Source organism: Blastococcus aurantiacus (genome assembly GCF_900102425.1).
GTDB classification, from domain to species: domain Bacteria; phylum Actinomycetota; class Actinomycetes; order Mycobacteriales; family Geodermatophilaceae; genus Blastococcus; species Blastococcus aurantiacus.
In genome coordinates this window covers 214229-238304 of record NZ_FNBT01000001.1, presented here as the reverse complement: position 1 = coordinate 238304, position 24076 = coordinate 214229, and the positions used below count along the sequence as shown (strand labels likewise).

The 24076-nt window shown below is 72.3% G+C and carries 22 protein-coding genes and 2 pseudogenes; 8 read left to right on the top strand and 16 right to left on the bottom strand.

Going from position 1 to position 24076, the window contains the following annotated elements:
- Nucleotides 1-23: 23 nt before the first annotated feature.
- Nucleotides 24-2210: an MMPL family transporter gene (locus BLS70_RS01140; RefSeq protein ID WP_091763681.1), complete on the bottom strand. Its 2187-nt coding sequence runs from the start codon at nt 2208-2210 to the stop codon at nt 24-26.
- The gene (locus BLS70_RS01135) at nt 2207-3094 is read right to left on the bottom strand and encodes a helix-turn-helix transcriptional regulator (RefSeq protein ID WP_091763680.1); all 888 of its coding nucleotides are present in this window, start codon (nt 3092-3094) and stop codon (nt 2207-2209) included. The genes BLS70_RS01140 and BLS70_RS01135 overlap by 4 nt, the downstream gene beginning before the upstream one ends.
- A gap of 203 nt (nt 3095-3297) precedes the next feature.
- On the opposite strand from BLS70_RS01135, the gene BLS70_RS01130 reads away from it, so the two are divergent.
- Together BLS70_RS01130 and BLS70_RS01120 are read left to right on the top strand one after the other, a co-directional pair.
- Complete coding sequence (locus tag BLS70_RS01130; RefSeq protein ID WP_091763679.1) at nt 3298-4302, top strand: SDR family oxidoreductase; 1005 nt, start codon at nt 3298-3300, stop codon at nt 4300-4302.
- Between the two features lie 110 nt (nt 4303-4412).
- Nucleotides 4413-5033, top strand: coding sequence for a hypothetical protein (locus tag BLS70_RS01120; RefSeq protein ID WP_176946222.1), 621 nt, complete (start codon nt 4413-4415; stop codon nt 5031-5033).
- 168 nt (nt 5034-5201) lie between these two features.
- Here the strand turns inward: BLS70_RS01120 and BLS70_RS01115 are convergent, their stop codons facing one another.
- From BLS70_RS01115 to BLS70_RS01105, 3 genes are all read right to left on the bottom strand, one after another.
- Nucleotides 5202-5411: a Zn-dependent oxidoreductase gene (locus tag BLS70_RS01115; RefSeq protein WP_255362147.1), complete on the bottom strand. Its 210-nt coding sequence runs from the start codon at nt 5409-5411 to the stop codon at nt 5202-5204.
- A 340-nt stretch (nt 5412-5751) separates the two neighbouring features.
- On the bottom strand, nt 5752-6339 hold the full coding sequence (locus BLS70_RS01110; protein ID WP_176946221.1) for a GyrI-like domain-containing protein: 588 nt from the start codon (nt 6337-6339) through the stop codon (nt 5752-5754).
- A gap of 197 nt (nt 6340-6536) precedes the next feature.
- Nucleotides 6537-7268 (bottom strand): alpha/beta fold hydrolase, encoded by a 732-nt coding sequence (locus BLS70_RS01105; RefSeq protein ID WP_091763675.1) that lies wholly within the window; start codon nt 7266-7268, stop codon nt 6537-6539.
- A gap of 155 nt (nt 7269-7423) precedes the next feature.
- On the opposite strand from BLS70_RS01105, the gene BLS70_RS01100 reads away from it, so the two are divergent.
- The 3 genes from BLS70_RS01100 to BLS70_RS01090 are packed head-to-tail and all read left to right on the top strand — an operon-like array spanning nt 7424 to nt 9077.
- Entirely contained in the window at nt 7424-7816 is a 393-nt protein-coding gene (locus BLS70_RS01100) for a nuclear transport factor 2 family protein (RefSeq protein WP_091763674.1), read from the top strand.
- Nucleotides 7777-8718: a helix-turn-helix transcriptional regulator gene (locus BLS70_RS01095; RefSeq protein WP_218122229.1), complete on the top strand. Its 942-nt coding sequence runs from the start codon at nt 7777-7779 to the stop codon at nt 8716-8718. The genes BLS70_RS01100 and BLS70_RS01095 overlap by 40 nt, the downstream gene beginning before the upstream one ends.
- A complete protein-coding gene (locus BLS70_RS01090) occupies nt 8715-9077 on the top strand; it encodes a nucleoside triphosphate pyrophosphohydrolase family protein (protein WP_218122228.1) in 363 nt (120 codons plus the stop codon). The genes BLS70_RS01095 and BLS70_RS01090 overlap by 4 nt, the downstream gene beginning before the upstream one ends.
- A 27-nt stretch (nt 9078-9104) precedes the next feature.
- Here the strand turns inward: BLS70_RS01090 and BLS70_RS01085 are convergent, their stop codons facing one another.
- The 4 genes from BLS70_RS01085 to BLS70_RS01070 form a co-directional block, all read right to left on the bottom strand.
- Complete coding sequence (locus BLS70_RS01085) at nt 9105-9260, bottom strand: Zn-dependent oxidoreductase (RefSeq protein ID WP_091763672.1); 156 nt, start codon at nt 9258-9260, stop codon at nt 9105-9107.
- Nucleotides 9261-9330: 70 nt separating this feature from the next.
- A complete protein-coding gene (locus BLS70_RS01080; RefSeq protein ID WP_091763671.1) occupies nt 9331-10410 on the bottom strand; it encodes an SDR family oxidoreductase in 1080 nt (359 codons plus the stop codon).
- Nucleotides 10411-10444: 34 nt separating this feature from the next.
- Nucleotides 10445-10693, bottom strand: a complete 249-nt coding sequence (locus BLS70_RS21140) for a hypothetical protein (RefSeq protein ID WP_091763670.1) — start codon at nt 10691-10693, stop codon at nt 10445-10447.
- A gap of 224 nt (nt 10694-10917) precedes the next feature.
- Nucleotides 10918-11067, bottom strand: a complete 150-nt coding sequence (locus BLS70_RS01070) for a Zn-dependent oxidoreductase (RefSeq protein WP_091763669.1) — start codon at nt 11065-11067, stop codon at nt 10918-10920.
- 203 nt (nt 11068-11270) lie between these two features.
- Between BLS70_RS01070 and BLS70_RS01065 the strand changes: the two genes are divergently transcribed.
- Complete coding sequence (locus tag BLS70_RS01065) at nt 11271-12110, top strand: SMP-30/gluconolactonase/LRE family protein (RefSeq protein WP_218122227.1); 840 nt, start codon at nt 11271-11273, stop codon at nt 12108-12110.
- Between the two features lie 263 nt (nt 12111-12373).
- Here BLS70_RS01065 and BLS70_RS21555 read toward each other — a convergent pair.
- The 4 genes and pseudogenes from BLS70_RS21555 to BLS70_RS21470 all read right to left on the bottom strand — a co-directional run.
- Nucleotides 12374-12550, bottom strand: a pseudogene (locus tag BLS70_RS21555) (DUF6544 family protein); the annotation flags it as partial.
- Between the two features lie 26 nt (nt 12551-12576).
- A pseudogene (locus BLS70_RS21690) lies at nt 12577-12714 on the bottom strand (hypothetical protein); the annotation flags it as partial.
- A gap of 188 nt (nt 12715-12902) precedes the next feature.
- Nucleotides 12903-13280, bottom strand: a complete 378-nt coding sequence (locus BLS70_RS01060; RefSeq protein ID WP_091763667.1) for a hypothetical protein — start codon at nt 13278-13280, stop codon at nt 12903-12905.
- Between the two features lie 62 nt (nt 13281-13342).
- Nucleotides 13343-14734: an alpha/beta hydrolase gene (locus BLS70_RS21470; RefSeq protein ID WP_091763666.1), complete on the bottom strand. Its 1392-nt coding sequence runs from the start codon at nt 14732-14734 to the stop codon at nt 13343-13345.
- 83 nt (nt 14735-14817) lie between these two features.
- Between BLS70_RS21470 and BLS70_RS01050 the strand changes: the two genes are divergently transcribed.
- Nucleotides 14818-15786: a GlxA family transcriptional regulator gene (locus BLS70_RS01050; protein WP_091763665.1), complete on the top strand. Its 969-nt coding sequence runs from the start codon at nt 14818-14820 to the stop codon at nt 15784-15786.
- 237 nt (nt 15787-16023) lie between these two features.
- Here BLS70_RS01050 and BLS70_RS01045 read toward each other — a convergent pair whose 3' ends face one another.
- A complete protein-coding gene (locus BLS70_RS01045; RefSeq protein ID WP_091763664.1) occupies nt 16024-17826 on the bottom strand; it encodes a lipase family protein in 1803 nt (600 codons plus the stop codon).
- A gap of 227 nt (nt 17827-18053) precedes the next feature.
- On the opposite strand from BLS70_RS01045, the gene BLS70_RS01040 reads away from it, so the two are divergent.
- Nucleotides 18054-20453, top strand: coding sequence for an HAD-IC family P-type ATPase (locus BLS70_RS01040; RefSeq protein ID WP_091763663.1), 2400 nt, complete (start codon nt 18054-18056; stop codon nt 20451-20453).
- A 12-nt stretch (nt 20454-20465) separates the two neighbouring features.
- Here the strand turns inward: BLS70_RS01040 and BLS70_RS01035 are convergent, their stop codons facing one another.
- Nucleotides 20466-21551 carry an acetate/propionate family kinase gene (locus BLS70_RS01035; RefSeq protein WP_091763662.1) on the bottom strand — a complete coding sequence of 362 codons (1086 nt, stop codon included), beginning with the start codon at nt 21549-21551 and terminating at the stop codon, nt 20466-20468.
- Nucleotides 21539-23953: a phosphoketolase family protein gene (locus tag BLS70_RS01030; RefSeq protein WP_218122226.1), complete on the bottom strand. Its 2415-nt coding sequence runs from the start codon at nt 23951-23953 to the stop codon at nt 21539-21541. The genes BLS70_RS01035 and BLS70_RS01030 overlap by 13 nt, the downstream gene beginning before the upstream one ends.
- Between the last annotated feature and the right edge of the window lie 123 nt (nt 23954-24076).

Genomic DNA, 24076 nt, shown 5'->3' with positions numbered 1-24076 from the left:
CGCCGGCCGTGGCGGCGGTGGGCTCAGCCGACCACGCCCTCCAGCTCCTCGTCGCGACGTCGACCGGCGGCAGACGCCCTGGACCCCGGCCCGTCGCCCCGAATTTCGTCGGTGACCTCCGCCTCGATCGTGGGCAGCAGTCGGTCGAGCCAGGCGGGCAGCCACCAGCTGCCTCGTCCCAGGAGGGTCATCGTGGCGGGCACGAGGATCATCCGGACGACGGTGGCGTCCAAGAGCACCGCGACGGCCATGCCGAGACCCAGCTGCCGGACGACGAGGTCGGACTCCGTGGCGAAGCCGAGAAAGACGACCACCATGACGGCCGCGGCGGTCGAGATGACGCGTCCCGTCCCGGCGACGCCCCGCACGACGCTGGCGCGGGCGTCCCCGCTCCGCAGCCAGTGCTCGCGAATCCGCGAGAGCAGGAACACCTCGTAGTCCATCGAGAGGCCGAAGAGGATGGCGAACATCAGGATGGGCAGCCAGCTCGACACGGGCATCGCGTGGTCCAGGCCCACCAGGTCGGTGGCCCAGCCCCACTGGAAGACCGCGGTGACGACCCCGTAGGCAGCCCCGATCGACAGCAGGTTGAGGGCGGCCGCCTTCAGCGGCACGACGGCCGAGCGGAACATCGCGGCGAGCAGCAGCATCGACACCGCGACGACGAAGCCGACGACCAGCCACATCCTTTCCGACAGCATCACGGAGATGTCGGAGAGCATGGCGGTGTTGCCGGTGATCTCGGCGCCGTCCACCTGGGCGCGCAACCGTTCGAGCAGCTCGGGCGTGCGCTCGTCGGCCGGGCCGAAGGCCGGTTCCGCCGTCAGCACGGCGACCTGTCCGTCGGGCGAGACGACCGGGCCGGTGACCGCGACGACGTCGTGCACGTCGCTCAGCCGTGCGGCGGCCGCGGCGACACCGGCGTCGCCGACGGCCGCGCGATCGACCACCACGGTGATCGGCCCGTTCGCCCCGGCGCCGAACTCGGCGGTGACGATGTCGAAGGCCTGCCGGGTCGTGCTGTCGTTGGCGTTGTTCGACACGTCCCGCGGGAACGTGCGCATGTCCAGGGCCGGCAGGGCCAGCGTCGCCATCAGGAGCAGCGCGGCCAGGGCCCAGGGCACCGGTCGGCGGGTGACCGCCGCCGCCCAGCGCGCGGACAACGGCTCCCGGACCGGTCGGGAACGTCGGGGCGGCAGACCTCTGCGTTCTCTCCGCGGCAGCAGTCGGCGACCGAGGAGGCCGCAGAAGGCCGGCACGAGCGTGAGGGTGGCCGCCGCGACGGACACCACGGCGATACCCGTCGCGAACCCGAAGGAGGAGTAGGTGGGCAGACCAGCGAGCGGGAGCCCCATCAGCGAGACCAGCACGATCGCTGCGGCGAACACCACCGAGCGGCCCGCGGTGGCGGTCGCCCTCCCCGCGGCCTCGGGAATCGGGACGCCGGCGCGCACGTACTCGAGGTGGCGGGTGATCAGCAGCAGCGCGTAGTCGATACCGACGCCGAGGCCCACCATCATCGCGACGGTCGGGGCGGTGGTGCTGACGTCCGTCACCGCGGCCAGGAGCGTGACGCCCGCGACCGAGATCCCGAGACCGGCCAGGGCCACCAGCAGGGGGAGGCCGGCGGCCACGACAGTGCCCAGGACGAACACCATCAGCACGAGCGCCAGGAGGACGCCGGCGATCTCGCCGGTGCCCTGCACCGCTTCGGCGGACGTGTTGGGCAGCTCGCCGCCGAGCTCGACCTGCAGACCGTCGTCGGCCGTGCTCACCGCGTCCTGGAGCGCCTCGACACCGAGGCCGCTCGCGAGGTCGGGGTGGGTGACCGGCACGTCGAAGACGACGTGCAGCAGGGCGGTGTCGCGGTCGTCGGACCAGCGCGGCGGCGCGATCGACGTCACGTGCTCGACGTCGGCGAGCCCAGCGATCAGATCGGAGAGCTGCGCGTCGCCCACCTCGCCGCCGTCGGGGTCGTGGACGACGACCTGGGCGGAACTGCCGGCCGCGCCCGAGCCGGGGAAGTTCTCACGCAGCGACTCGATGCCGGCGAGCGCAGGGGCGCCCTCGACGTCGAAATTGTCCTGGGGCGTGCCACCGAACGCACCGGCGGTGGTGACGGCCACGACGGCGATGAGCACCCACGCCGCGAGCGCGCGCCAGGGATGGGCGGCCGTCGATCTGCCGAGGCGATGCAGGAAGCGGCTCATCGCAGGTCCTCGGGCTGCATGCCGGCGGTGGTGGCCTCGGGGACGGCCAGGGACTGGGCCCCGATCACGGTGAGCATCTGGAGCTTGTCGTAGCTCTCGGTGCCCGGAACGGCGGTGTAGACCATCAGCCGGTGCGCCTGGTGCGGGTCCACGAGCGTCTGGCAGTTGAGCTCGAGCCGCCCGACCTCCGGGTGCTGGTAGCGCTTGACCTCCTGAGGATGGATGCCCACCTCGTGGACCTCCCACAAGTCGCAGAACTCCTCGCTCTGCTCCAGCAGGAGGTCGGTCAGGTGAGCCGCGCGCGAACCGGGCCCTCGCATCGCCAGGATGGCGCGCAGCCCGGAGGCGTACATGCGGGAGAGGAAGGCGTGGTCCTCGGCGGCATGCAGCGCCCGCGAGGACGGATCGGTGAACCACCGGTACCCCTTGCTGCGCGCCGGCCCGGTGAACCGGGTCGTGTCGCCGGTGAGGGCGATCCCGACGGGCGTCTGGCGCAGGGTCTCGCCCAGCTCGGTGACGATCTCGGCGGGGGTGTCGGTGAGGCGGTCGAGGATCCGAAGCAGGCCGGGGCTGACGTGCTCGCTGTCCGCACCGCGGGGAGGCGGCTGCTGCCCCGCCAGCCGGTGCAGGTGATCGCGCTCGTCGAGGGACAGGTGCAGCCCCTGGGCGATCGAGGCGATCATCTGCTGCGAGGGCTGGGGGCCGCGCTCCTGCTCGAGGCGCGCGTAGTAGTCGGTCGACATGTGGCAGAGGGCAGCGACCTCCTCCCGTCGGAGGCCGGTGGTCCGGCGCCGCTGCCCGCGGGGCATGCCGACGTCCTCGGGCTGCAGCGACTCCCGGCGGTGCCGGAGGAATTCCGCCAGGCCGGCTCGATCGATGGCCACATGTCCTCCTGGTGCGTAGTGCGCCGGCCCGGTCGGGACGGCGGGGCCATGTCTACCGGCGCGGCACCGGCACAACCACGGTCCGTCGATCCCCCCTTGCGGTCGGCATTGGGGGGGATCGACAGGTCCTGCCTCCCGACGGCAGCGCGGGGGACTGTGGTGTCACGGCGCACCCAGCGCATCGACCAGACAGGAGCCCGCTGATGGCCCGCAGAACGATCGACATGCTCGTCCCCGACCTGTCCGGCAAGCGAGCGGTGCTCACCGGAGGCAGCGACGGCATCGGCCTGGTCATCGCCCGCCGGCTGGCTGCGGCGGGCGCCGACCTCGTCCTCCCGGTCCGCAACCGTGGCAAGGGCCAGGCCGCGGTCGCGGAGATCCGCGCGCGGGTACCCGGGGCGACGATCACCCTGCACCCGCTCGACCTGGCGTCGCTCGAGTCGGTCGCCGCCTTCAGCAGTGCGCTCCTCGAGGAGGGACGGCCGATCGACGTCCTGATCAACAACGCGGGCGTCATGACCCCGCCGGAGCGGCGGACGACGGTCGACGGGCACGAGCTGCAGTTCGGGACCAACCACCTCGGCCACTTCGCGCTCGTGGCGCAGTTGCTGCCGCTGCTGCGCGCCGGCCGCGCGCGCGTCACCTCGCAGGTGAGCATCGCGGCCAACCGGTACGCGATCAACTGGGACGACCCGCAGTGGGAGAGCGCCTACCACCCGATGCGCGCCTACAGCCACTCCAAGATCGCGTTCGGGCTGTTCGGCCTCGAGCTGGACCGGCGCAGCACGGCACGTGGCTGGGGGATCACGAGCAATCTCTCGCACCCCGGCGTGGCCCCGACGAACCTGCTCGCCGCGCAGCCGGGCATCGGCCGCTCCGAGGAGTCCCGCGAGATCCGCATGATCAGGAGGTTGTCCGCGATGGGCATCGCGGGCACCCCCGAGACGGCCGCCCTCCCCGCCTTGTTCGGCGCGACCTCGTCGGAGGCCGCCGGTGGCCGCTTCTACGGGCCGCGCAGGTTCGGGCACATCAGCGGACCGCCGGCCGAGCAGAAGCCCTACGGGCGGCTGCGGCGCACGGGGGACGCGCAGCGCATGTGGCAGCTGTCGGAGCAGCTGACCGACGTGTCATTCCCGGATGGTCGTGCGGACGGCGGAACCGACGAGCCCGCTCTCGGCCTGCTCCGCGAAAGTCCTCGTCCGGCCTGACGAGGCCGGTCTCCCCAGCGGTGACGGCCGACCGGGTCCGGTCTCGCCGCGTCCATGTCCAGCTCGACCACCTCGAGGGAGTGCTCGTTCCTGTGGACGCCCTGCTCCAGATGAGTGCACCAGCGTCGTTGGTGGCGGTCGCGCTCGTGCTGGTGCTCGAGGCAGGTCTGCTGATCGGCATCGTCCTGCCGGCCGGATCACTGGTCCTCGGGCTGGGCGTGCTCGGCGGCATCGGCGTGGTGTCGCTGCCACTGGCTGCGCTCAGTGCCGCCACCGGCACCGTGCTCGGTGCGGCACTCGGGCACCAGGTGGTCAGGCGCAGGTCGGGCGGCACCTCGCCGGCAGGTGACGCAGTCCGCCGTCGCGCGCCGGCGCAGGTCATCCGTCTGGTCGACCGGCTCATCACGCCGTGGCGCGAGACGATCCGACGCCGGCCGGTGCGGGCGGCGGCGACGGCCCAGTTCGTCGTCGGCGCGCGCACGCTGGCCCCGCGCCTGGCCGCGTCCGCCGGCGTTCCGCTCGCGATCATGCTCCGCGGCACCGCCCCCGCGTCCCTCCTGTGGTCCAGTGCACTGGTCGCCGCGGGCGCTGTCGCCGGCGCTGCTCTGCCACTGATCGACGATCTGCTCACGGTCGCCGGCGTCGTACTGACGTTGGTCATGGCCGCCTGGCTGCTGGTTCGCCGTCAGGTGCGGCTCCGCGCGGTCCTCCTCACCGGTTCATCCGCCTGACGCCGGCGTTGCGCCCGACGAGATCCGCCTTCGTCGATCACCGCCTCCAAAGACGGGTGTCGGGAGTCTCCGTCTCCCCGCGCGCCGGTGGTTCGACAGTGCCGTGCTGGGCGCCCGATGGGGGCATCCGGCCCGGCCGGCGTCCAGCCCTCTGGTGCCTGCGCGGAATCAAGCGAAGCCGGCCGCAACTCCCATGCTCATCTCCTGCACGTGCGGGTGACGTCCGTGGCGAGACAGCCGGTGGTGGGTGTCGGCGAAGTTGATCCCCGCAGTGGAGACGTCGTAGAGCTGCTGGCCGGGACCCGCCTCCGGCTCGGGGACGTCGACGACATCCAGAACCTCGGGACCACCTAACTTGGTGATCTGCACGGCTCGCATGCCGGAGAGGCTATGGCCTTTCCCCGCGCTGGACGTGACGGGCGGGGTGCTCGCCGCAGCAGCACTGAGTGGGGAACCTCCTCAACAGGCAGCGGTGGCGGACCCGCGAGGAACTGCGCCCAGTGATCATGGTCTGGTTGGAGAGGGCCCGCCCCTGCGCCGGAGCCAGGACGCCCTCGGCCGTTCCGCGGCCGTGACGCGGGCACGTTGGGCGCGGACGAATTCGCCAAGGGGGCCACCCGCTCTCGCCATGTCAACGACGCTGTCCGCGATCCACTGTGCCAGCGAGGGTGCGTCCTCCTGTCATGCCGCGTCACATGCCGGTGTTCGGGACAGCTGGTCACCCGACGGGGTCTCGCAAGATCGTGCGGAGGGTGTCCTGCGGTGTGCTGCGCGTGAAGCCGTCGAGGTGGATCTCGTGGTGCGGCCCGCGGCGACGCAGGCCCTGCTGCCGGGCGAACTCGCCGAGCAGCCCGAGCGTGGCGAGCTCCTCTGCGAACGGGCCGTGGTGCATGACCTGGACGACGTCCTGCTCAGGCATGGAGAACACAGCCACGTCGTCGGACGTCGTGTCCGCGGTGCTTGCTGCGCGGGCCCGGGCGTCCTCGACGGCCGTCTGGGTGGTACCTGCGGGGATCTGGCAGAGGACGCGGTAGAGCAGGGAGGGAACCGGGTTCACGCTGTAGAAGTCGGCGATCTCGACGGGCGTGGATCCCTCCGGGTACCAGTACTGGATCTCCACGACCGGCGCGGACCCAGCCTGGGTCAGTTCGTCGGCGACGTCGGCGACCAGGGCTTTCTTGCGGTAGAACTCGTCGGTCCCGGGTGACCCGTCACCCAGCACGGCGACGTAGGTCACCGGAGGCGTTCGCACGTATTCGGGGTCGTCGGTGGCGCGCAGGTGCTCGGTGGACCGCGTGCTGGACATGGGTGCTCCTTCTGGACTGCTGCAAGAGGTCGGTTGCGTTCGGACTCGGTGGTGTGGGCGCAGTTGAGAGATGCGTGTTCGTCCGTCGGGAGGCCGGATCGGCCCGGCGTTCCTGAGGCAACCCATCAGCCCCCGGCCGCGCACTCGATGCGCCGACCGATCTCGTGCGCCGGGGCGGACGCGTCCCTGGCTGGCGCCTACTGGTCAGTGCCGCGTGCGGCTGCCTTGATCACATCCGCCACCTCCCGGGGGTGGCTGACCATGGACAGGTGCCCGGCCTGGACCTCGGTGACGGCGGCTCCTGCGCGCTCGGCCATCCGCAATTGCAGGTCCAGCGGGATGCTCCCGTCGACGCGTCCCGCTACGTACCAGGAGGGGAGCTGCTCCCAGGCCTGGCCCGGGGCCGCCGGCGCTCCCACCGCTGCGAACGTGATGGGGCGCTGCTTGGCGTAGAACTCCGTCTGGACCTCTTCGGAGAGGCCGGTCGCGAACGCCGGCTCGAACGGCCCGCGCTGGATGTACAGGTCAACGTCGCCCTCAGGGGCGCCGGGGTAGGGCGCCATGTCGAAGAGCTGAGTGGGGTCGACAGGTCCGACGCTGTTGAGCAGGTCGAGCAGACTCTCGCCCTGAGCCGGCACGAACGCGTTGACGTACACCAGGGCGCGCACGTCGGTCGCGGCGAGGCCCGCGGCGCCGATGACGGCGCCGCCGTAGGAGTGGCCCACCAGGACGACGGGGCCGCTCGTACGCGTCTGGAGGAACGTGGCGAGGTAGTCCGCGTCGCCGGCGAGCGAGCGGAGCGGATTGGCGAACTCGAGGACTGTGTAGCCCTCCTGGGAGAGGAGGCGCTGGACTCCCGCGAAGGAGCTCGCGTCGGTCCACGCGCCGTGGACGATGACCACGGTGGGCGTGGGGGCCGGATCGGTCATGGCTGGGTGCACCTTTCAGGGAGCGAGCGAGAGGGACCATCGGAGACGTTCTCCGCTCCCGAGACTCCCGGCGTCGCGCTCGCCGGTGAAGGGCGCGACACCCTAGGAGCAATGCACCCTGTCTGGCGTCTCCACCCGCGGGCAGGCTCGGACCCATGACGCCAGCCACCGCCGATGCGGTCCCCCCGGGCCCGACGACCGCCTCGGTCACCCGGTGGGTCGAGGACTACGTGAAGGCCTGGAAGAGCAACGCCCGCGCCGACATCGAGTCCCTCTTCACCGACGACGCCGAGTACCACGAATCGCCCTACGACACCGACTGGATCGGTCGAGAGGCGATCATCGAGGGCTGGCGCAGCCGGTGGGACTGGCAGAGTGGCGGATGGGAGTTCGAGTGGTCCATCGCCGCGATCGACGGGTGGGACGTCGTCATCACCGGGATCGGGCGGTACGCGAAGCTCGGCGACTTCGACAACCGCTGGACCGTGACCTTCGAGGAATCCGGCCGGTGCAGCCGGTTCGTGATGGTGAACACCGAACGGAGCTGACCATGTCCGGAGCGCACACCCGCGCGAGAGACAACGAGCTCGGCGACTTCCTCCGAGCCCAGCGCGCCCGGATCACACCCGAGGCGGCCGGGCTGCGCAGCGTCGGCAGCCGACGCGTGACCGGCCTGCGGCGCGAAGAGGTCGCCGTGTTGGCCGGCGTGAGCTCCGACTACTACGCCCGCCTGGAGCAAGGGCGCGAGCGCGCCCCGTCGCCACAGCTCATGGAGGCGGTCGCTCGCGCCTTGCAACTGGGCGCCGACGCTCGTGACCATGCCTTCCGGCTGGCGCGGCTCGCCCCGACGACCCGAGCCACCGAAGAGCAGCTGAGCCCACACCTGCGGCAACTGCTGAACTCGTTCTCGAAGGCCGCGGCCTACGTGGTGAACCCCGCCTTCCGGGTGATCGCGGCCAACGAGATCGCGGCCGGGCTGATCGCTCCCGCCCACCACGACGGCAAGGTGCTGGAGTACCTGTTCCTCGATCCGACCGCGCCGACGTACTTCGTGCACTGGGACGACGTCGCTCACGCCTCGGTCCGCGGCATACGCCTCTCCGCGGGCTTCTCGCCGCCCCACCCCGAGGTTGCCGCCCTGGTGCGCCGCCTCTACGTCCGCAGCCCGGCGTTCGCTGCCATCTGGGACGCCCATGAGGTCGCCGGTCTCACGACCGTGCACATGCACATCCGACACCCCGCCGTCGGTGACCTCGAGCTGTCCTACCAGACCTTCGACGTACGCGAGTCGCCGGGACTGCAGTTGACCGTGGCCAGCGCAGCGCCAGGCAGTCCCAGTGAGGACGCTCTGGCCCTTCTCGGCACGATCGAGGCGACCGAGCGCGGGGGCTACGGGTTTCCGACAGTCGGGCCCTCTCCGCAGGTCACACGCACCCAGGAGTCGACGTGAGCCAGCCGGGACAGGTCGATCTCGAGTCCGCACGCCGGCGGGCGATGGAGGTTCGGGCCCTCTACGAGGCCATCGAACGACGACTCAACGGCCAGGAGTGGACGCTCCAGGAGCTCATGTTGGGCTTCGGCAACGACGTCGGCACCGTCGGGCGACTGATCCTGGCCCATGAGGGGACCTGGGAGATCGACGGCGACGTCGATGCGCAGCTCGCACACAAGCTGTCCGAGTCGTTGTGGTGGGTGATCGTCATCGCCGAGCGCCTCGGGATCGACATCTCCGTTGCCTTCGCGGACACCATGAACCGGATCGAACACGGACTCGTGCCCTCGGCCGACCAACCGACGCCTCCGTCCTGACCTTGTGCCCGTCCACTTCCCGTCAGGTCAGTTGACCGACAGGCAGTGGTGGGTGTCGGCGAAGTTGACTCCTGCGGAGCTCCCCTCGTAGAGCTGCTGGCCGGGACCCGCCTCCGACTCGCGGACGTCGACGACACTCATGACCTTCGGGCCGCCGAAGCGGGTGATCTGCACGGCACACATGGCCGGAGGGTGGGGGTTCCCGTTGATCCGGAGTCCCAGCGGTGCAGATGGACCTCCGGGCAGGCGGCCGTCAGGGGATGATGCGCGCCGCGCGGTACCGCTCGACGTAGCGGAAGAAGCTGTCGCGGCTGTCCCGGCTCTGGGTGAACCCGGCCTTGCGGCTCTTGTTCATGTCGGTCAGCACCTCGATCTCCCGCCCGAGGTCACTGTCGGTGTGCCACCAGGAGGCGATCCGGCCGAGGTCGGGCTCGACCAGGCCGTGGTCCGCGGCGATCCCGGCCCAGACGTCCTCGGCCCCCGCCATGCTCTCGGTGAGCGGCCGGATCCGTCCCTCGTACCCCTCCCACTCCACGCCGAAGTGGGCCGCGATCTGCGGCCACAGCCAGCGCCAGCGGAAGACGTCGCCGTTGGCGGTGTTGAACGCCTGGTCGTGGCCCGCCTCGGCGCCGGCGGCCCAGATGATCTGGTCGGCCAGCAGATCGGCGTCGGTCACGTCGGTCACGCTGTTCCACTGGGTGCTCGACCCGGGAAAGACGAAGGGCCTGCCGAGCTCCTTGCAGATCGCGGCGTACGCCGACAGCGTCAGCACCATGTTCATCGCGTTGCCCACGGCGAAGCCGAACACCGTGTGCGACCGGTGGACGCTCCAGGTGAACCCCGCGCGGGCGGCGGCGGCGAAGAGCTCGTCCTCCTGCGCGTAGTAGAAGTTCGGAGCGTCCAACCGCGGCTCGTCCTCGTGGAAGGGCGTGTCGGGCATCTCGCCCTGCGCGTAGGCCTCGAATGGGCCGAGGTAGTGCTTCAACCCTGTCATCAGGGCCACGTGCCGCTCAGATCGGGCCGGCTCCAGCGCCTCGAGCACGTTGCGGACGGCGGCCCCGTTCACCGCGATGTTCTCCGCCTCGGTGGCCTGCCGGGTCCATGCCGTGATCGCGACCAGCTCGGGTGACAGCCCGGCCACGGCCGCGGCTAGTCCTGCGGCGTCCGCCAGGTCGGCCTTGACGGGGTGCACCCCCGGGCCGGCGACCCGCCCGCTGCGGGAGAGCCCGTGCACGTCCCAGCCCTGGGCCGTGAGCCGTTCCGCCAGGTTCTGGCCGACGATCCCGGTGGCACCCACGACGAGGGCCTGTCGCGGGTGGGCTGGTGCAGTCATCTGTCTGGGGTCTCCTGTCAGTCGTGCACGAAACTCACGTGACCCGGCGGGGAGTGGCCAGGTCGGGCGCACCTGTCTCCATGAGCGTTCCACCGGCCATGAGTGACCGCGTGGTGAGGTGGGCGACGACCAGGCACGTGTGCCGGTTGGTGGTCCGGAACACGCAGAACGCGCTGATCACCTGGTGCTCGTCGAGCGCACCGACGTCGTCGTCACCTGGAACGCGGACGTGCAGGGTCGGATGGCGGTCGACGGCGGTGTGACGGCCGACGGCGGCCTCCATGGTTGCCGACTCTCCTGGGGACGCGGACGGCAACCAATGATCGTGGGTAGGCGGCTGATCGGTCAGGACGTCTTGGATCTGCGGCTGACTGGGGCGCGCACCGCGCTCAGTCCCGGCGGGTCGGCGAGGGACGTGACCAGGTCGAGGCAATAGTCGAGCCTTATCCGGAGTCGCTGGCCCGCATGACCGGACCACTCCCTGCGGCGAGCAACCTCAGGTAGGTCTCACGACAGCTGGTGGTGGGTGTCGGCGAAGTTGATGCCGGCCGCGGAGACGTCGTGCAGGCTCCGGCCAGGCCCCGCCTCGGGCTCCGGGACGTCGACGACGGTCAGGACCTCGGGGCCACCGATCTCGGTGATCTGGACTGCGCGCATGCAGGGGACGCTACGGAACGACGGTCTCGACGGCGATGCCCGTCCGCCGCCCATCCGCGACGCTGGGTCCTACCTGCACGGCCGCGGTGAGCGTGAGCCTCAACGCGTGGAGCGCGCAGGGCTGCGACGTCGACTTCGCTGACCCCTGTGGGGCGCGAACGCACGCCCGGTCGGCCTGCCGGAGGCCGACCTATCCTGCGCGGGTGACTGCCGAGACGACGACACTGGCCGAAGGCCTGGGATTCCCGGAGGGACCGCGCTGGCACGGCGGCCGGCTCTGGTTCTCCGACTTCCACGACCGCCGGGTGCGCACGCTGACGCCAGACGGCGACCTGACTCCGGTGCTGGACCTCGACGACTCGCCGTCCGGGCTGGGCTGGACGCCCGAGGGGACCCTGCTCGTGGTCTCGATGCAGCGCCGGCTGCTGCTGGAGGTCGCCGGCGGCGATACGACTACGCGGGCAGATCTCTCGGCACACACCCGATTCCGGGCCAACGACATGGTCGTCGACGCGGCGGGCCGCGCCTACGTCAGCAGCTTCGGCTTCGACCTGGTCCGCGGGGCCTCTGTGGAGCCGACGGTGTTGGTGCGCGCCGACCCCGACGGCAGTGTCACGGTCGTCGCCGAGGACGTCGTCTTCCCCAACGGGATGGTGCTGACGCCGGACGGTCGGACGCTGGTGGTCGCCGAGACGTACGGTGCACGACTCACCGCCTTCGACGTCGCCGCCGACGGCTCCCTGTCGGGGCGGCGGGTCTTCGCCGAGACGCCGGGCATCGCGCCCGACGGAATCTGCCTGGACGCCGGCGGCGACGTGTGGGTGGCCACGGCGCGTACGCCGGAGGTGGTACGGGTGCGCGAGGGCGGCGCGATCACCGGCAGGGTCGCCATCGCCTCGGGGTCGCTGTCCTACGCCTGCGCGCTCGGCGGGGACGACGGTCGGACGCTGTTCGTCTGCACCGCGCCGAGCTGGGCCGAGGGCCCGCGTGTCGGCCGGATCGAAGTGGCCCCGGTCGACGTCCCGGGGGCGGGCATGGGCTGACGCCGCCAGGTACGGCGCGAGGCAGCCCCTTCCTTCGCCACGCGCCTGCGGTATGCCCGAGAGCCCTGACGCCTCCTGCCGACTCCAGGCGACCGGCAGGACGGGGATCTATGCCCGTCCACGGATCGCGCAGGGCACCCGGGAAGGTGCACTGCATGGACCCGCCCCCCGGGACGAACGAGCCGATGGACGTGGACGGACGTCGGATGAAACGCAGTGCGGGCCGGCGAGGCGTTCCATGTGGCCCCGCGGAAGGTGGTGGGAGCCAGTGCCATCTCACCCGCCAGCCGTCCGAGGGCGCTGCGCGTGACGTCGGGCCCGGTCGCGGTCATGACGGGGAGCAGACCACCGAGTCGCCAGTCCATCTGTCCCGAGCCGGCGCTGTATCGGTCGAAGCCGGTGACCGGTATGCCGGCGAAACGCGCGCGGGCGGCCCAGATGAACCCCGCGGCGGGGCGAGAACCTGGGTGGCGGTGAAGAATCGCCAGGCGCCCAGGCGGATCTCACCGCGCATCGTGAGGATGACTGACGGCCACAGCGGCGTCTCGGGGGCGATCGCGTGAACGAGCCAGCGGCGGGCCGCCATCGGCAGGTCGGTGACCATCGCGGGATCGAACAGCTCCGGTGGCTGATCGCTGCTCGAGAGCAGTGCCCACTCGCGTCGGACACTGCGTGCCGCTCTCGGGGCCGGGGGAGTGGTCACGCGGTCCCCCCACCGGGGGACCGGGAGCTGCGGTGAGCCGCGCAGGCTCGCCAGCTGGTACCAGCCGCGTGCCGATCAGAGTCCCCGCCTCACAGTGGGAGGCCGCGGTGGGTCAACGTCATCAGCGCGATGGCAATCGCAGCGACGAGGTCGACGACGGCGCAGAACACCGGCCACCACCGGGTGTTGGCCACGAAGCCGGTCCGGTGCTGCCAGAGGTCCTTGAGGCCGTGGCCTGCCAGTCCGCCGACGATCAGCCAGGCCGGTCCGGTCACCGCGACCGCGGCGACGACGACGAAAGCTGAAGCGACGCCGATCTCGACGGCGATGACCGTCGGCCGCCCATCCGCGACGCTGAACCCCACGTACACAGCCGCGATGAGCGTGAGCCCCAACGCGTAGACGGTGGCTGGGGTCAGCCAGGGGAAGCCCAACGGCGACGCCGCCTGCAGGCCTCCGAACACCACGCCCCACGCAGCCGGGGCACGTATCAGGCCAGCCGGCATGGTCGCCCGTGGGGCGGATCCGGTCACGGTTCCGCCGCCGCTGAGCCGGTCCGCGCCGCCTGCACCACGTCCGCGATGGCGGCGACGGTGTGGTCGGAGTCGGCGGCATCCAGCAACAGTGACGTGTGCGTCGCCGGCACGAGTCGATGACTGCTGGTGGGGGAGAGCTCGGCCAGGGCGGCCTGCGCGTCCGCCCAGCCAGCCTGCCGGTCGCCGGCGGTCGCGGTGACGACGACGAGCGGGGTGCTGCCGATCCCGGTCAGGGCCTGGGCCTGCTCGAAGAGCGCGGGGTAGGCCGCCACCTCGTCCCGCAGGCCGCGCAGCTCGCGCGGGCTCGCGTCGAACGCTCGCACCTGCGACCTGGCCGCGGGCGGTAGGTCCGCCGGGACGTCGGAGGTCAGCAGCGGACCGGCACCGAGGCGCTGCAGGACCGGCAGGAGCGCCGTGGCCCGCCGCATGAACGAGTAGGCGCCGGGATAGTCGGGCAGCGCGGTGAACTGGAAGGGGCTCGCGGAGTCCAGCAGGACCAGGCCGGCGACGTCGTCGGGGTGCTCCGCCGCGTAGACCATCGCGTAAGGACCGCCCACGGAGTGCCCGGCGAGCACGTAGGGGCCAGGTTCGCCCGCGCGGTCCAGCAGGGCGTGCAGGTCAGCAGCGACCTGCCGGCCGTCCTTCGGTCCCGTGGCGCCGTCGCTCCACGCCTGACCGGCGCGGTCGTAGGAGCAGACCCGCGTCGTGCCGGCGACGGCGGGCTGCACGAGCCCCCAGGCGGCGGAGGTCTCACCCATCCCGCCCAGCAGCAGGACGGTCGGGCTGCCGGAGCCGGTGCACGACAGGTGCAGCCGGTGGTTCCCGACGTCGACCAGCTCCCCGGGCATCGACGGCGGATCATCGGCGAGCGTGGTCCGCAGGGTCGCCGAGCCGCCGCCGAGTGAGGCGAGCAGGAGCAGCACGAGGGCGGGGGAGAGCAGCCAGAACGGGACACGGAGGTGCAGCGAGCGCGCCGCACGGGCGGCGGTCCACGCCGTGAGCGCCAGGAGGAGGGGCGGCCAGACCCAGCCGGCGGCGCTCAGCGCGCGGTCGCCCGGCGCGAGGACCATCACCGCCGCTCCGCCGGCGCCGAGCGCGGCAGCAGGCACCGCGGCCCAGCGCTGCGGCCGGTCGGTCAGCGTCGAGGACGCCAGGAAGAGCACCGCCCACCCCAGCGCCAGACCGAGCAGTCCGCACCCGATCAGCACGTGCTCGGGCGCGCCGGCGACGACGCCCAGCACGAGCACGGCGACGGCGAGCGGGCCGAGCAGCACCGAGCCGGCCACCACCCAGGCCAGGCGACGGCCGAGGGCGCGACCGCCGCCGCTCCGGACCGCATCGCGGTCGGATCCCGTCGTGGCGGGCGGGGCAGCGGTCGCGGGCACGGTCCGACACTGAGCCACCGGTGCCGGGGGCGCCAGGACGAAGAATTGACGAATCCGGCCATGCCGCCCCGTACCGTGTCGCCGTGTCCGGTCTCGATGTCGCGGTGGTGACCTTCCCGTCGGCGCAGATCCTGGACGTGACCGGCCCGCTCGAGGTGTTCTCCAGCGCCAGCCGCCTGGTGCCGGGGGCGGAGTACCGGACCCAGGTGGTGAGCAGTACGGGTGGGCAGGTGCTGGCGAGCTCCGGGCTGTCGTTCGGCACGACCGCACTGCGCGACGTCGCCGAGCCGGTGGACACGCTCGTGGTCGCCGGCGGCCGCGACATGGACGAGGCCTGCGCGGACGAGGAACTGCTGGACCAGGTCCGGCGACTGGCCGGCGGCGCCCGGCGGATCACCTCCGTCTGCTCCGGCGCCTTCGTCCTGGCCGCCGGAGGACTGCTCGACGGTCGGCGGGCCACCACGCACTGGGCAGAGTGCCGGCAGCTGGCCGCCGAGTACCCACAGGTGTCGGTCGACGACGACGCCATCTACGTGCGCGACGGCGACGTCTGGACCTCCGCGGGCGTGACCGCGGGCATCGACCTGGCCCTGGCGATGGTCGCCGACGACCACGGCGCCCGGGCGGCGGCGGCGGTCGCGCGGCACCTGGTGGTCTACCTGCGGCGGTCCGGCGGGCAGACGCAGTTCTCCACGATGCTGGCCGCCCAGGCAGCGGAGAGCGAGCCGGTGCGCGAGCTGCTGGCGTGGCTGCCCGACCACCTCACCGACGACCTGTCGGTGCCCGCGTTGGCACGGCACGTCCACCTGTCCGAGCGGCAGTTCAGCCGGGTGTTCAAGGCCGAGGTGGACGTGACGCCCAGCGAGCACGTGGAGCGGCTGCGGGTGGAGGCAGCCTGCCGGCTCCTCGAGACGACCAGCCACGCCGTCGACCGCATCTCGCGCACCTGCGGGTTCGGGGCGCCCGAGACGATGAACCGCGCGTTCCGGCGCCGGCTGAACACCACCCCGGGGGACCACCGACGCCACTTCGGGCAGGTCGCGGCGGAGTAGCTCACCGGGAAGGTTCTCGTCGGATGCGACGTCGGTCCGGTGGCGCCGCCCGGCGCCCTGCCCGCGCGGGTCGGTTGCCGGGGCGCGAACGACGTGCGCACTGCGGCCGGGGTCGTGTTCGTCCGGCAGCGGTTGCGTTCGGGCAGCTTGCTCGCGCCGGCGCTGCTGCATGCGGCGGTCAACGGCCTGAGCACGCTGGCCGGCCTGGCAGTTCATCAGCTGGACCGATCCGAGTGCTCAGGGACAGGTGCTCTGCTGAGGGAGTCCGGCGAGCCGGTCCTGTGTCCACTGCTCGAGGTCGGCGTTCAGCGGCGAACCCGGCTCCAGCACGCCCATGTGGTTCCTCCCTGCGTACGTCGTGTACTGCAGGGGTCGGCCGGCGGCGCACAGCCGGGCCACGTAGTCGTCCTGCAGCCGGGCGACGATGACCTCGTCGTCGGTGCCCTGGCCGATGAACAAGGGTGCCGGCCAGGGGCCCAGGGGCACGTTCTCCCGCAGCCGTCGCCCGACCGCCCCCGTCGACGGGTCCGCTCGGAGGATGGGCGTGTCCTGGGAGACGGCTACGCCGGTCAGGACGGTGAAGAGCGTGCCCGGATCGCCGGTGCACCGGGCGGCTGCCTCCTCCACCAGCGTCCGCGCCGCCGGGTGGACGTCGTCCATCGAGATGTCCGGGTAGGTCCAGCTGTACGCGGCGAGCACGAAGGAGATGCCGAGGCTGGCCCCGAGGGCACCGGGGTGGTCGGTGACGAGCTCGGCCAGGGCCAGCGGGTCGCTCGCCGCCGACAGCGCGGCTGTCCCGACGACGTCGACGTCCGGCGCGTAGGTCGGGGCGAGCTGCCCGGCCCAGAGGGCGGCGTGCCCTCCTTGGGAGTGGCCCCAGATCACCGTCTCCGGAGCGAGGTCGAGGTCCTCCAGCTGGTGTGCGGCCCGGACCGAGTCCAGGACCGAGCGTCCCTCGCCCTGCCCGATCAGGTAGGGGAAGTCGCCCTCGGTCCCCTGTCCGATGTAGTCCGTCGCGACCATGCCCCAGCCGTTGCGGGCCAGGGCGTCCATCGCCGGCATGCCCTCGGGGGTGATGGCGTAGCGCCCCAGGCTGGGCGCGCAGGCGCGCGCGACGCCCACCGTGCCGTGGGCCCAGGCGATCAGCGGGACCGGCCCCTCCGCGGCCTCCGGGACGGCGACCACGCCGCTGGCCAGGCCGGGGACGCCGTCGTCGGCCGTGGTCGTGTAGAAGATGCGGTACGCCACCAGCCCCTCCGGCAGGACGCCGTCGTAGGGCTCCGCCCGGAGCAGCTGCCCCGGCTCGTCGGGGACGTCGTCGGGTGCGTCGTAGAAGCCGTCGAGCACCGGGACCCCCTGGCGGAACTGTTCGCTGACCGCCAGCGTCGCGCCCGCCACCAGCAGGACCGCGCCCGCGGCCGCCCAGCGCAGGAGCGGCGATCCCGGACGCCGGGCCGTCGCGTCGGTCGGGGCCGGGGAAGGTCGACGCGCGGCCCGGATCCCGCGCCAGACCAGTGACAGGCCGAAGCCGGCGGTGCGGACCCCGAAGAGGATGGCGATGACCAGCAGGGTGGCGTCCGGCCACAGCCACGCGACGGCGCCGAACGCGATCTCCGACAGCCCGAACGCGCCCGCGAGCAGCCGTTCGCTGGTGGGGCCGCGGCGCAGGTCGAGCAGCCGGACGACCCCGCTGACGACGAGCAGGCCGGCCACGAAGGGCCCCAGCAACTGAAGGCTCCGGCCGAGCCAGGCGAGGACGGCCACGCCGGCGAGGACCCAGCCGATCCCGGTGAGGAGCGACAACCTCCCGCGATCGGCACGGCGGGCGATCAGGTCACCGAGGCCGGAGACGACGCAGCTGACACCGGTGTAGATGCCCAGGACGGTCAGCGAGCTGAGGGGGCGCACCGCGAGCAGCAGTCCGAGCGCCGTGGTGGCCGTGCCGATGGCCACGAGCACCCACCACGGCGCCCGGGCGAGGAGACCCGGCAGCGCCCGGACCCGGTGGCTCAAGCGGCGGTACGGCGTCGCGGTCGACATGTTCGGAACGTAGTGACCCGAGCACCGGCTGAACAGCCGTCGGAGGCAACCGGACGACGGGCGTCGAGATCGCCGGCGCTTGTCGACGGGAGCGCGAGGGCCCATGCTCCAGTTGGGACACCGATGTCCGCGTGCCGCCGTGCGTCGGGATCACCGGCGAGCGGTGCAGTCACCCGACGAGAGCACCCGCCCGTACCGCTGTCGGGCACGGTTCGAGGAAGAGGGCCATGCAGGCGGACACCCGGCCGGTCACGGCGTCGTCCGGCCTCGGTCCTGACGAGGTCGCCGCACGGGTGGCCGCCGGGCAGACCAACGCCACATCCGTCCGCACGAGCCGGACCATCGGGCAGATAGTTCGCGGCAACGTCTTCACCTTCTTCAACGGCTTGCTCGCGGTGCTGTTCGTCCTCGTCGCCGCAACCGGTCAGTGGCAGAACGGGCTCTTCGGCGGGGTCGTGGTGGTGAACTCCGCGGTCGGCATCGTCCAGGAGCTGCGGGCCAAGCGGACGCTCGACCGGCTGGCGGTCCTCAACGCGCCGCGCGCACGGGTGCGTCGCGCCGGCGGGGAGCAGGACGTCGCCGTGGCCGAGGTGGTCATCGACGACCTGTTGTGCCTCGGCGCCGGTGACCAGGTACCGGCCGATGGCGTCGTCTCGGACTGCCAGGGCCTGACGGTCGACGAGTCGTTGCTCACCGGGGAATCCGAGCCGGTGGTCAAGCAGGCTGGGGACCAGGTGCGGTCGGGGTCGATCGTCGTCGCCGGCCGGGGGCTGGCACAGACCACAGCCGTCGGGGACGACTCCTACGCCGCCCGCCTGGCCACCGAGGCGCGCCGCTTCACCACCACGCACTCGGAGCTCGTCGCCGCCACGAACCGGCTGCTCCGCTGGATCTCGCTCATGTTGCTCGTCGTCGGGCCGGCCGTGCTGTGGAGCCAGTTCCGCACCACAGAGAACAGCACCTGGCAGGAGACGGTCACCGGAACCGTCGCCGCGCTCGTCGGCATGATCCCCGAGGGGCTCGTCCTGCTCACCACCCTGGCCTTCCTGGTCGCCACGGTCACGCTGGCCCGACGGCAGACGCTGGTGCAGGAGCTGCCGGCCGTGGAAGGCCTCGCGCGCGTGGACGTCGTGTGCCTGGACAAGACCGGGACGCTGACCCACGGCGACGTCCGGTTCGACGAACTGGTCCCGCTGGGTCCGGCTGCCGGCGACGAGGCGCCGACGGCGCTGGGAGCGCTGGCGGCTGCCGACCCGGCGAACGCGACGGCCTCCGCACTGGCCGCGGCGTTCCCCGCCGCTGAGTCGCGTGCTGCCGCGGTGGTGCCGTTCTCCTCCGCACGCAAGTGGTCGGCGATCCGCACGACCGACGGGTGGACCTGGGCGCTGGGCGCCCCGGAGATGGTGCTGCCCTCACCGGTGGGTGCCGACCAGGAGGTCGCCCGGGCGCGGGCGGACGAGCTCGCGGCCCAGGGCCGTCGGGTCCTGCTGCTGGCCCGGTCGACCGCCCACTGGACCGCGGCCGACGACGACGCGCTCCTGCCCCCGCACCTGGAGCCGGTGGCCCTCGTGGTTCTCGCCGAACGCCTGCGGGAGGACGCCGCGGACGTGCTGCGCTACTTCACCGACCAGGGAGTGGCCCTCAAGGTCATCTCAGGGGACAACCCGCGGACGGTCGGTGCCGTCGCAGCCGCGGTCGGAGTACCCGGCGTGCGCGGTGCGGCCGACGCCGTCGACGCACGCGCTCTGCCGGCCGACGCCGATGCGCTCGCGGAGGCCCTGGAGACGCACAGCGTCTTCGGCCGGGTGACCCCGCACCAGAAGCGCGCGATGGTCGCTGCGCTCCAGGCGCGCGGCCACGTCGTGGCGATGACCGGCGACGGCGTGAACGATGCGCTGGCGCTCAAGGACGCCGACATCGGGGTGGCGATGGGCAACGGGTCGCCGGCGACCCGAGCCGTCGCCCAGCTGGTGCTGCTCGACGGTCGTTTCGCGCATCTCCCGGAGGCCGTCGCCGAGGGCCGGCGGGTCATCGCGAACGTCGAGCGCGCGGCCAGCCTCTTCCTGGTCAAGAACATCTACTCACTCGTGCTGGCCGTGATCACGGTGGTGACACTGGGCGCCTACCCGCTGGCGCCGATCCAGCTCACGCTCATCTCCGTGCTGACCATCGGCGTACCCGGATTCTTCCTCGCCCTGGCCCCGAACCGGCGGCGCTATCTGCCGGGCTTCCTGCGCCGGGTGCTCGGCTTCTCCGTGCCCACCGGCGTCATCGTCGGTGCTGCCGCCTACGCGGGGTACGCCGCAGCACGCTGGCTCGTGCCCGAGGAGGGCATCGCTGGAGCCAGGACGACGGCGACCCTCGTCGTCCTGCTGGTCGCATTCTGGACGCTGGCGATCCTGGCCCGTCCGCTCACCGCGTGGAAGGCGGCGCTCGTGGCCGGCATGGTCGGGCTGGCGTGCCTGGTCGTCGCGGTCCCGGACATCGCGGGGTCGATCGTCCTGCTGGAGGTCACTGTTCAGTCCCTCGCGCTCGCCGCGGTGATCGGTGTGGTCGGGGTCGTCCTCGTCGAGCTCGTCCACCGGCGTGTGCCGTCGTCGGCCCGGACCGCTGAACGCACCATGTGAACCCAGGCCACCTCAGCGGGCGAGCAGCCGCCGGGTCTGCCCGTCCATCACGATCTCCTCGTCCGCGGGCACGACGAGGGTGCGTACCGGCGCGGCGCCCGCGGACACGTCGCCGGGCGCGCGGGCTGCCGGGTCGATGGCGACACCGAGGTGGGCCAGCCGGCCGGTGACGGCTGACCGGACCGTCGAGGAGTGCTCGCCGACCCCGCCGGTGAACACCAGGGTGTCCAGGCCGCCGAGCGCTGCTGTGGAGCCGGCGACCTCGGTGGCGATGGCGAGGGTGAAGACCTCCAGCGCCAGCCGGCACGCCCGGTCTCCGGCATCGGCTCGGGTGGTGATCTCCTGGACGTCGGCGAGCCCGCCGCTGATCCCGGCCAGTCCGGACCGCCGGTTGACCAGGTCGCGGAGCTCGGCCGTGCTCCATCCGCGATCGGCGAGGAACAACAGCGCATCGGGGTCGAGGTCGCCGGTCCGGGTGGCCGACGGGATACCGCCGGTGGGGGAGAAGCTCATCGAGGTGGCCACGGAGCGACCGTCGGCGATGGCGGTCACGCTGCACCCACCGCCCAGGTGAGCGACGACGGCACGGCCGAGCGACGGCACCGACTCGACGACGTGCTGCAGGTTCAGGCCGTGGAAGCCGTACCGCTGCACGCCGAGAGCGGCCACGTCGTCGGGCAGCGGCAGCCGGCGGGCGGCGTCCGGCAGGGTGGCGTGGAAGGCAGTGTCGAAGCACGCCACGTGCCGTAACTCCGGCCACTGCCCCCGAGCCGCGACGATCGCGTCGATGTCCCCAGGAAGGTGCAGGGGGGCGAAGGGGACCAGGGCGCGCAGGGACGCCACCAGGTCGTCGTCCACCAGTTCGGGCCGGGTGTGTTCCGGGCCGCCGTGCACCACGCGGTGCACCACGGCGACGAGCTCGATGTCCTGGCTGCGCACCCGGTCGGCCAGTTCGTGCACGGCGGCCGCGAACTCGTCCACCGGTCTGGCCACGTGCAGGTCCAGCAGCCGGGTGCCGCCCGTGTCGTGGACGGCGGCCTTCAGCGAGCGGGAGCCCGGGTTGATGGCCAGGACGGCGCCGCCGATCACCCCGCCCATGTCCAGTCCCGGACCTCCGGCATGTCCTCCAGGTGCTCGCGGACGTAGCCGACGTGCTTGGTCAGCTGGTCGCGGCAGAACCGGGCCAGCTCCTCGCCGCGCTCGGGGACCCGGCGGGACCGGCGCAGCGCCTCCAGCACCAGGTGGTACCGGCTCATCCGGTTCAGCACCACCATGTCGAACGGCGTGGTCGTCGTCCCCTGCTCCTCGAAGCCGCGCACGTGGAAGCGGCCGGGCTCGGTGCGTCCGTGCAGGAGCTGGTGCACCGCCCGCGGATAGCCGTGGAAGGCGAACACGACGTCGGTGTCGCGGGTGAACAGCTCGAGGAACCGGTCCTCGGAGAAGCCGTGCGGGTGGTCGTCCTGGGGGAGGAGGGCCATCAGGTCGATCACGTTGACCACCCGGACCCGCAGGTAGGGCACCCACTGCCGGAGCAGCTCGGCGGCGGCCAGGGTCTCCATGGTCGGGACGTCGCCGGCCGAGGCGAGCACGATGTCCGGCTGGTCCCCTGTGCCGTCGGGTTCCGTTCCGGCCCACGACCACACGGACGCCCCGGCGGCGGCGTGCGCGTCGGCCTGCTCCAGGGTGAGGTACTGCAGGTGCGGCTGCTTGTCGGCGATCAGCAGGTTGACGTGGTCGGTGCTGCGCAGGCAGTGGTCGGCGACCGACAGGAGGCTGTTCGCGTCCGGCGGCAGCCACACCCGCACGACCTCCGGCGACAGCGGGATCACCGTGTCCAGCAGGCCCGGGCCCTGGTGGCTGAACCCGTTGTGGTCGTTGCGCCAGCAGGTGCTGGTCAGCAGGATCGTCAGGGAGGACACCGGTGCCCGCCAGGGCAGCCCGGCCGCGTGCTGCAGCCACTTGACGTGCTGGATCACCATCGAGGCGCTGACCATGGCGAAGGCCTCGTAGGTGGCGAACATGCCATGCCGGCCCGACAGCAGGTAGCCCTCCAGCCAGCCCTGGCACAGGTGCTCGGACAACACCTCCATCACCCGCCCGTGCGGGGAGAGGTGGTCGTCGGTCGGCAGCACCTCCGCCTGCAGGCATCGGTCGGTGACCTCGAAGACCGAGTGCAGCCGATTGCTGGCCGTCTCGTCGGGACAGAACAGCCGGAAGCTGCCGCCGCCGTCCGCGGTGGTGGTGCGCGCGTAGATGTCACGCAGCAGCTCGCCGAGTGGATGCGTCGTCTGGTGGAACGTCGTGCCCGGGGAGGGGACGTCGACGGCGTAGGTCTCCAGCGGGGGCAGGTCCAACGGGGTGCGCCGCCGCCCACCGTTGGCGTACGGCGTCGCCCCCATCCTCAGGTCGCCGTCGGGGGCCAGCGCCGCCAGCTCGGGTACCAGTGCACCATCGGCGGTGAACAGCGTCTCCGGGGAGTAGGAGCGCATCCACTCCTCCAGCAGGGCCAGGTGCGCGTCGTCGGTCTGGACGCCGGACAGCGGCACCTGGTGGGCGCGGAAGGTGTCCTCGATCTGGGTGCCGTCCACCTCGTGCGGGCCCGTCCAGCCCTTCGGTGTGCGCAGCACGATCGCCGGCCAGCCCGGCCGGAGGTCCTCGCCGCCGTTGCGGGCAGCGGTCTGGATCTCCCGGATCCGGTCGTGGGCCGTCCGCAGGGCGGCCTCGAGGTCGCGGAACACCTGCCGGGGGTCGTCGCCGGAGACGAAGACCGGTGCCCAACCCTGGCTGGTCAGGTATCCCGCCACCTCGTCGTCGCTGGACCGGCCCCAGACCGTCGGGCTGCTGATCTTGTAGCCGTTCAGGTGCAGCACGGGGAGGACGGCACCGTCGCGTCGCGCGTCGAGGAACGCCGGGATCTTCCACGAGCCGGACAGCGGCCCGGTCTCCGCCTCGCCGTCACCGACGACGCAGGCCACCAGCAGGTCGGGGCTGTCGAACGCCGCGCCGGCGGCGTGCACCAGCGCGTACCCGAGCTCACCGCCCTCGTGGATGCTGCCCGGGGTCTGCACGCTGACGTGGCTGGGGATGCCGCCGGGGCTGGAGAACTGCCGGAAGAGCCGCAGCACCCCGTCGGCGTCCGCACTGACCTTCGGGTAGATCTCGCTGTACGTGCCCTCCAGGTAGGTGCCGGCCACCAGCGCCGGCCCGCCGTGCCCGGGGCCGGCGATGTAGACGCACGGCGTCCCGGTGCGCTTGATCAGCCGGTTCAGCTGCACGTACAGCGCCGACAACCCGGGGCTGGTGCCCCAGTGACCGAGGAGCCGGGGCTTGACGTCGCCGTGCGTCAGGGGCCGTCGCAGCAGCGCGTTGTCCCGCAGGTAGATCTGTCCGACCGTCAGGTAGTTGGCCGCCGCCCACCACCGCAGGTCCAGCTCGAGATCCTCCTCGGAGTAGGGCGTCGATGACTGCGTGGGCTGGGCCGTTTCCTCCTGCATCGCCATGGACCGACCTTGCCGCATCCGGGTGAACGGCGCGTGACTCGCCGGAGCAGGACGGGGTCATCTCGACCGCCCCGGCCGTCATGCCGGCCGCGTCCTCGGGTCGACTCGTCGGTGATGGTCGCC